7 protein-coding genes are annotated in these 6328 nt (G+C 64.8%); 3 read left to right on the plus strand and 4 right to left on the minus strand.

Annotated elements, in window-relative coordinates; all coding sequences use genetic code 11:
* The first annotated feature begins 122 nt into the window (after positions 1-122).
* On the plus strand, positions 123-527 hold the full coding sequence (locus tag EN780_RS25085; RefSeq protein ID WP_128275623.1) for a hypothetical protein: 405 nt from the start codon (positions 123-125) through the stop codon (positions 525-527).
* A gap of 270 nt (positions 528-797) precedes the next feature.
* Here EN780_RS25085 and EN780_RS25090 read toward each other — a convergent pair whose 3' ends face one another.
* Both EN780_RS25090 and EN780_RS25095 read right to left on the minus strand, forming a co-directional pair.
* Positions 798-2885 carry an ATP-binding protein gene (locus EN780_RS25090; protein ID WP_245500120.1) on the minus strand — a complete coding sequence of 696 codons (2088 nt, stop codon included), beginning with the start codon at positions 2883-2885 and terminating at the stop codon, positions 798-800.
* 223 nt (positions 2886-3108) lie between these two features.
* The gene (locus EN780_RS25095; protein WP_245500123.1) at positions 3109-3837 is read right to left on the minus strand and encodes a response regulator transcription factor; all 729 of its coding nucleotides are present in this window, start codon (positions 3835-3837) and stop codon (positions 3109-3111) included.
* A 94-nt stretch (positions 3838-3931) separates the two neighbouring features.
* On the opposite strand from EN780_RS25095, the gene EN780_RS25100 reads away from it, so the two are divergent.
* Positions 3932-4618: a response regulator transcription factor gene (locus tag EN780_RS25100; protein WP_128275624.1), complete on the plus strand. Its 687-nt coding sequence runs from the start codon at positions 3932-3934 to the stop codon at positions 4616-4618.
* 64 nt (positions 4619-4682) lie between these two features.
* Here the strand turns inward: EN780_RS25100 and EN780_RS38930 are convergent, their stop codons facing one another.
* Positions 4683-4850, minus strand: a complete 168-nt coding sequence (locus EN780_RS38930) for a hypothetical protein (RefSeq protein WP_187331470.1) — start codon at positions 4848-4850, stop codon at positions 4683-4685.
* A 32-nt stretch (positions 4851-4882) separates the two neighbouring features.
* Positions 4883-5215: a hypothetical protein gene (locus EN780_RS25105; RefSeq protein WP_128275625.1), complete on the minus strand. Its 333-nt coding sequence runs from the start codon at positions 5213-5215 to the stop codon at positions 4883-4885.
* Between the two features lie 347 nt (positions 5216-5562).
* Between EN780_RS25105 and EN780_RS25110 the strand changes: the two genes are divergently transcribed.
* Complete coding sequence (locus EN780_RS25110) at positions 5563-6021, plus strand: L,D-transpeptidase (RefSeq protein WP_127282652.1); 459 nt, start codon at positions 5563-5565, stop codon at positions 6019-6021.
* Positions 6022-6328: the final 307 nt, after the last annotated feature.

The following is a 6328-nucleotide window of genomic DNA, read 5'->3' on the forward strand; positions in this document are numbered from 1 at the left end:
AGCATGCCCGATTTTTCTGTTTCAAGTCGGTTACACGGGCAGGCCTCGCGTATCATTCCCCCGTTACCGGGTGCGATTAAATTCGTTTCATAGAAAAAAGAAAGACAACGAAGGGGATTGCGATGTTCACGAAAGTTGAGACCGCCAACCAGCGCCTCCAGGCTCCGGAGCGCAGCGACCGGCGTCCGAAGCTGGCGCTGCGGCAGCGCGCCAGCGACCATCCGATGGCAATGTTCATGGCGATTGGCGCCGTTACCTTCGCCGGCATGTTCTTCACACCGGCGGCGGGCCCCGCCTTCGCGTCGTTCGACCCGCCGGCCGGTGTCGTCGATGGCGCGCCGACCACGATCAAGACCGGGCGTCTGCCGATGCCGCAGATCGATTTCGCCTGCAAGGGCCAGGCCTGGGGCGCCGAGAGCGCGGATTGCCTGCGCGCCATTGCAGAGCAGTCCGGCAAGCACAGGGAACGCGCGGTGCGCATGATCGCCAATGCCGCTCCGCTGACCAGCACGCCGAACGTCTTTTGATTTGTCGAACGTGATCCGCGAAACAGTTCCCCGCTTCGCAATCACGCTTTGACCTCCCCAGAGCGCTCCTCCTGCGCTCGAGTCAGGCTCCCACCGCATAGTCGGTTGGGAGCCTCTTTTTTTGGGATCTATTGATATTCAGGTGAGGCCGGCCTGCGTATGGCGGTTTGCTGCGCTTCCGGTACTCGCGTACCAAAAGTACGCTGCGTTCCGGTTCTCTCAAACCGCCATTCCCGGGCTCGGCCTGACAGATCCCGGGGGCGCCTAATCTCAGCTCTCGACGGAAGCCTGCTCGGCTATCGCCGAAAGCACGCCGCGCACGTCGAGCGTGCTGAACGGCTTTTCCAGGATCTGCGGCCGCTGGTGCGGCGGCAGCGCCTCGATCTCGGCCTTGGCGCCGATGAGATCGCCGGTGACCAGCACGAAGCACTGCGCCAGCGCCGGCCGTTCGGCGAGCAGCTCGCGATAGATCGATATGCCACTGGTGCCGGGCATTCGCAGGTCGGAAAAGACGATGTCGGGCGGCATCTGGCCGCTGAGGATCGACGCCGCCGATGTCCAGGCCGGCACCACCCGCGACTTGACGCCCATCAACTCCAGTATGTCGGAGAGCGAGCCGGCGACGTCGGGCTCGTCGTCGATGATCAGCGCGTGGCGCAGGCCGCTCGAACGTGTCGGGCTGTCCGTGCCGGCAGCCGGGCCGGCGGTGATCGCCGGCAGTTGGACGACGAAGCGGGCACCGTGCGGCTGCACCTCCTCGAACCAGATGTTGCCATTGTGCCGCTCGATGATCGACTTCGAGATCGACAGGCCGATGCCGGTGCCGACGCCGACCGGCTTGGTCGTGAAATAGGATTCGAAGATGCGTGAACGGATCGCGTCCGGCACGCCCGGCCCGTTGTCCTCGACGGAGAAGCCCGGATTGCCGCGCTCGCTGCGAAACGTGCGCACCTTGATCAGCCGGTCGCCGGCGACGCCGGCCAGCGCATGCTGGCTGTTGACGAGGAAGTTGGCGGCCACCTGCGTCACATGATCGGCATCGGCCATGGCCAGCAGCGGGCCGGCGGCGAAATCGGTGTCGATGATGATGCCGCTGGAGCGCGCGCCATAGGCGGTGACTTCCAGCGCGGCGCGGATCACCTGGTTGAGATCGGTCTCGGCCTGCTCGGTCGGATGCAGGCGCACCATCGACAGGAAGCTCTTGACGATGCGGCCGCACCGCTCCGCCGCCGCGCGCACCTTCTCGGCGCGCACCTTGGTCTGCGGGTCGCTGGCGAACTCATGCAGCAGCGTCGATTGCGCGACGACGACGGCAAGCGGATTGTTGAGCTCATGCGAGACGCCGGCCAGCAGCGAGCCCATGGCCGCCATCTTCTCGTTCTGGTGCAGCTTCTCACGCTGGCGGCCGATCTCCTCCTCGGCGCGCAGCTTGTCGCGCAGGTCGCGGATCGAGCCGAAGATCAACCGACGGTCGGCGACCCGCATCTCGGTTGCGGTCAGCTCGATCGGGAATACCTCGCCGGCCGAATTCTGGGTCACGGTCTCCAGCCGCTGGCCGACCATCGGCGAACCGCGGCCCGACATGTATTCGGCGCCCGAGGCATAGCCCTTGCGGTAGTAGATCGGCACGATGGTGTCGAGCAGGTCCTTGCCGAGAATGTCGCTGCGCTGGAAGCCGAACATCTTCTCGGCCGCCGGGTTGAACTCGATGATCGAGCCGGTCTCGTCGATGACGACGATGGCGTCGAGGGAGGCCTGCAGCATGGTGCGGCGGATGACCTCGCTGGCATGGGCGTCGGAGGGCGAATGCTCGATAGCGTCGCCGATGGCGAGGGCGATGATGTGTAGCGTCGCCTCTTCCTCGTCGGTCCATTCGCGCTCGGCCACGCAGTCGTTGACCGCCAGCGTGCCCCAGAGGTGACCGTGCGCGAAAACCGATACCGACAGGAACGACTTGATGTTCTGCTTCTCGAAGTCGGCCCTCAGGAAACCGTCGAGATCGCGGGTATGGCCGGCAAACACCTTGCCTTGCCGCTCGTCCTCCTGCAGCCGCTCAAGCAGCGGATCCGAATTGATGATCGACTGCATGATGACGGTGGGAGAGGCGAGCTCGCCGCCAAAGTCGGGATTGATCCAGTAGGCCGAGACCGACTGGGCGAAGCCCTGGCCGGGAAGCTCGCGCAGCCGAAACAGGATGCCGCGCTGGCAGTCCATGGCGCGGCAGAGCGTCTCCAGGATGACGTCCATCTCGCGCTGCCAGTCGCCGGCCTCTCGGAGCCGGCGCACGACGCGGACAGCCGCCATTGCCGCGCCCTGGCGGGTGGCTTGCGTGTCGGTGCGCGCGGCTGCAGCAGTCATGTCTACACGTCACCCAGGGCCAGATCGGCAAGATATGAAATTGAGCACACAGGCTCGGAAAAATCGACCACGGTTTCCCGCAGGAACCATACGCAGGGTCAAAATGCTACAGTGTTCTTTGCGCATCCGAAAGGATGCGCGGCGTCGATGGTTGCGGATCTGGAAAATCCCGGGCCGTCATCGCCACGTGACGGCACCTCAAATAGGCTGTCGCGACTCGGGCTTAGTTGCCCTCGCCGGCAGGCAGCGAGAAGATATAGCCTTCGCCGCGCACCGTGCGCAGGAATTTCGGGTTGGCCGGATCGGCCTCGATCTTCTTGCGCAGCCGCATGATGCGGATGTCGACCGCGCGGGACGATTCGGGGTCCTCGACGAAGCCGATCGCCTCGGAGATCGCGGCCCGCGTCAGCAGCCGGTTGGCTCGGGTCAGGAAGACTTCCAGCACGTCGAACTCGCTCTTGGCCATGTCGACGACCGCGCCGTTGGCGCCGGTGACCAGCCTGCCGTCGAGATCGGCATGGAAGGCGCCGAAGCTCATGCGCCGGCCAGCGCCGGTTTCAGGCTTGGCTGCCTGCGGCTCCGCCGGTTGCGGCACGCGGCGCAGCACGCTGCGCACCCGTGCGAGCACCTCGCGCAGCTCGTAGGGCTTGACGATGTAGTCGTCGGCGCCGAGCTCCAGTCCGACGATGCGATCGAGCGCGGTGCCGGCAGCGGTGGCATAGATGATGCCGATCGGGGTCTTGGAGCGCAGCCAGCGACCGAACGACAGGCCGTCCTCGCCGGGCATGGCGATGTCGAGGATGGCGAGATGAAAGGATTGCGTCTCAAGCAGGGTCCGCGCCGCGGCGGCACTTTCGGCCGTCGCCACGTCATAGCCGCTGGCGCCGAGATACTCGGCGACGGCATCCCTCAGGTCAGGCTCGTCCTCGACGACGACAATTCTTGCCCGCACTATGCTCTGGCTCCCGCTTTCAGCGGAAAGTAGATTGGGTATAAACATGATGTCCAGCACTCATCTTGAGATGTCTGTCGCAGGGTGGAGAAAAATGGCCGCACGATCCGTCATCGCGCTCGTTTCCGTCGCCGACGTGGTGGCGGGCGACCTTGCCGACCATCTCGAGCGGCGCGGTCATGACGTGCGCGCCGCGCGCCAGCCCTGGGAAGCGGAATCGCTGCTTTCGGCCAAGGGCATCGATGTGGTGGTTGTCGGCGACAGTGTGAGCCAGGCCGAGGGGCGCGATCTGCTTCGGCGCTTTGGCGGCGAGGGCGGCCCCGACTTCATCCTGATCTGCCGGCCGGCCGACCTGGTCGACAAGGTGCTGGCGCTCGAGCTCGGTGCCGCCGACGTCGTCGAGAGCCCGCTCAACGTCAGGGAACTGGCCGCGCGCATCGGCGGCCTGCTGGCGCGGCGCGGCAGGGCCGCCGGGGAACTGATCGTGCTGGAGAACGCGACCGTCGATCTGCGGTCGGCGATGGTGATGCACCGCTCGGGCGCGGAAGACCAGCTTTCGCCCGGCCAGGTGGCGCTGCTCAAGCTGTTTCTGGCAAGCCCCCGCAAGGTGCTGACGCGCGACGACATCATCGCCGCGGCGCCGGCCGAAAACGCCGACGCCTTCGACCGCTCGATCGATTCGCGCATCGTGCGGCTGCGCCGCAAGCTCGACACCGAAACCATCACCACGATACGCGGCGCCGGCTACCGGTTCGACCCGCCGACGCAGCGCGTCGATTGAATCAGCCAGACTGTTCGATTGTTTCAGCATCGGACCGGTTTCCATTCTGGTCCGATGCTCTCGCTCAGCGCAGCACGATGGCCGAAGGGCCGGATGGCGCATCGCTGGCGATGGCGACCACCTCAGCCTGGGCACGGTCGCGCAAGAGGACAGTGGCAAGGCCGGCAAAGCCCAGAAGGCCTTGCGCGTAGAGCAATGCGGAAAGCACGGCTGCGGCAGATTTCGTGTTCATTGGCTCCATCCCTTCAACTATGCGGTTTCGCTTCAGGAAACCCCCGAAGCGCCCGCGCCGCCCACGGAGCCCCCCGCAGCGGCGCGGGCCTTCGGTCCTCTCGGCAGCAAGTAGCCGGAGGCGCCGCGCATCCACTTCAGCCGAAGGCCGACCCGCCAGAGGGCCTTCAGCCGGTTAACGCGCAGGCTGGACACGATCCAGACCGTGGCGATGAACAGCGCGGCATGCAGCGTCGAAATCTCGCCGGAATTCATGGCCGCAAGTGTCGTCGCCGGGTTGCCGGCAACAGTGCCGACACCGCCGAGGACGATTGCAGCGACGCTTATCCGGAGGAGCCAGGAGCGTAGGTTCGTTTTCCTGCCCATTTTCGTTTTGCTGTCGTCTGTTCCCGTTGCGTCAACTGTGCTGCCGGCTTGTATCGGGATCATGCCGCACGGGCTGCGCTTTGTTGCAGGCTGGTTTCGGCGCCGGTCGTATCGCTTTCATATCAGAGACATACGCGCTTTCGGTTGGGGGCTTTGCAGCCTCAAGCCGGTAACCAGGCGTTAACCATATGGCGTGCGCCCGACCACGCCCATCGCCGGGCTTGTTAACCAGGGGAAACAGATTCGAAACAAATGTGAGCATCAAGCGAAATCGGCTTGAAACATCACCCAGCGATAAGTCCGGCATCGAATTGGAGCCGGCCCGACCGGCAGAGAGAGGGGACAACATGAGCACCACCATTTCCGCCAGGCTTATCAACATCACCGCCGCTGCCCTGACTGGCGCGGCCCTGCTTTTCGGCGCCGGCAGCGGCGCCGCCCACGCCAACCAGATCCTGGCGCGCGTCTCGCTTTCGCAGCAGACCATGGAAGTGCTGGTGGACGGCCGGCCGACCTTCGCCTGGAAGGTCTCGACCGGCGACAGGTCGCATGTCACGCCGACCGGCTCGTTCAAGCCGACACGCATGCACGAGATGTGGTATTCGAAGAAGTACGACAACGCGCCGATGCCGCATTCGGTGTTCTTCAGCGGCGGCTACGCCGTGCATGCGACCTATGCCATCAAGCGCCTCGGACAGCCCGCCTCGCATGGCTGCGTGCGGCTGCACCCGGATGCCGCGGCCGATTTCTACCAGCTCGTCCAGGCCTTCGGCCCGTCGAACACCAGCATCGTCATCGTCAAGTAGCAGGCTGTGGTCGAAGGCGGCGAGGAGGGTCGGCAAAACCTCCTCATCCGTTCCGCCTCCCGCCTGAAGAGGCATTGCTTCTTCCGCGGTAAACGCCCAACCAAAAAAGAGGCCGGAATTTTCCGGCCTCTTTTTTGTCTTTCGTTTCCGTCAGTCCTGCAGCGCCGGCATCAGGTTGGGATCCGGCTTCTCGGCATGATGCGGCAGGTCCTTGCTGGCGATGAAGGTGTAGAACATCGGCACCACGAACAGCGTGAACATGGTTCCGACCAGGATGCCGGTGAAAATCACCAGGCCCATCGAATAA

Origin of the sequence: Mesorhizobium sp. M4B.F.Ca.ET.089.01.1.1 (genome assembly GCF_004022605.1) — a bacterium.
GTDB lineage: Bacteria > Pseudomonadota > Alphaproteobacteria > Rhizobiales > Rhizobiaceae > Mesorhizobium > Mesorhizobium abyssinicae.

What these genes read in the sequence shown, in the direction of transcription:
- EN780_RS25085 (WP_128275623.1), top strand. Translation starts at nt 123, where the DNA reads ATGTTCACGAAAGTTGAGACCGCCAACCAGCGCCTCCAGGCTCCGGAG.
- EN780_RS25090 (WP_245500120.1), bottom strand. Translation starts at nt 2,885, where the DNA reads ATGACTGCTGCAGCCGCGCGCACCGACACGCAAGCCACCCGCCAGGGC.
- EN780_RS25100 (WP_128275624.1), top strand. Translation starts at nt 3,932, where the DNA reads ATGGCCGCACGATCCGTCATCGCGCTCGTTTCCGTCGCCGACGTGGTG.
- EN780_RS38930 (WP_187331470.1), bottom strand. Translation starts at nt 4,850, where the DNA reads ATGAACACGAAATCTGCCGCAGCCGTGCTTTCCGCATTGCTCTACGCG.
- EN780_RS25105 (WP_128275625.1), bottom strand. Translation starts at nt 5,215, where the DNA reads ATGGGCAGGAAAACGAACCTACGCTCCTGGCTCCTCCGGATAAGCGTC.
- EN780_RS25110 (WP_127282652.1), top strand. Translation starts at nt 5,563, where the DNA reads ATGAGCACCACCATTTCCGCCAGGCTTATCAACATCACCGCCGCTGCC.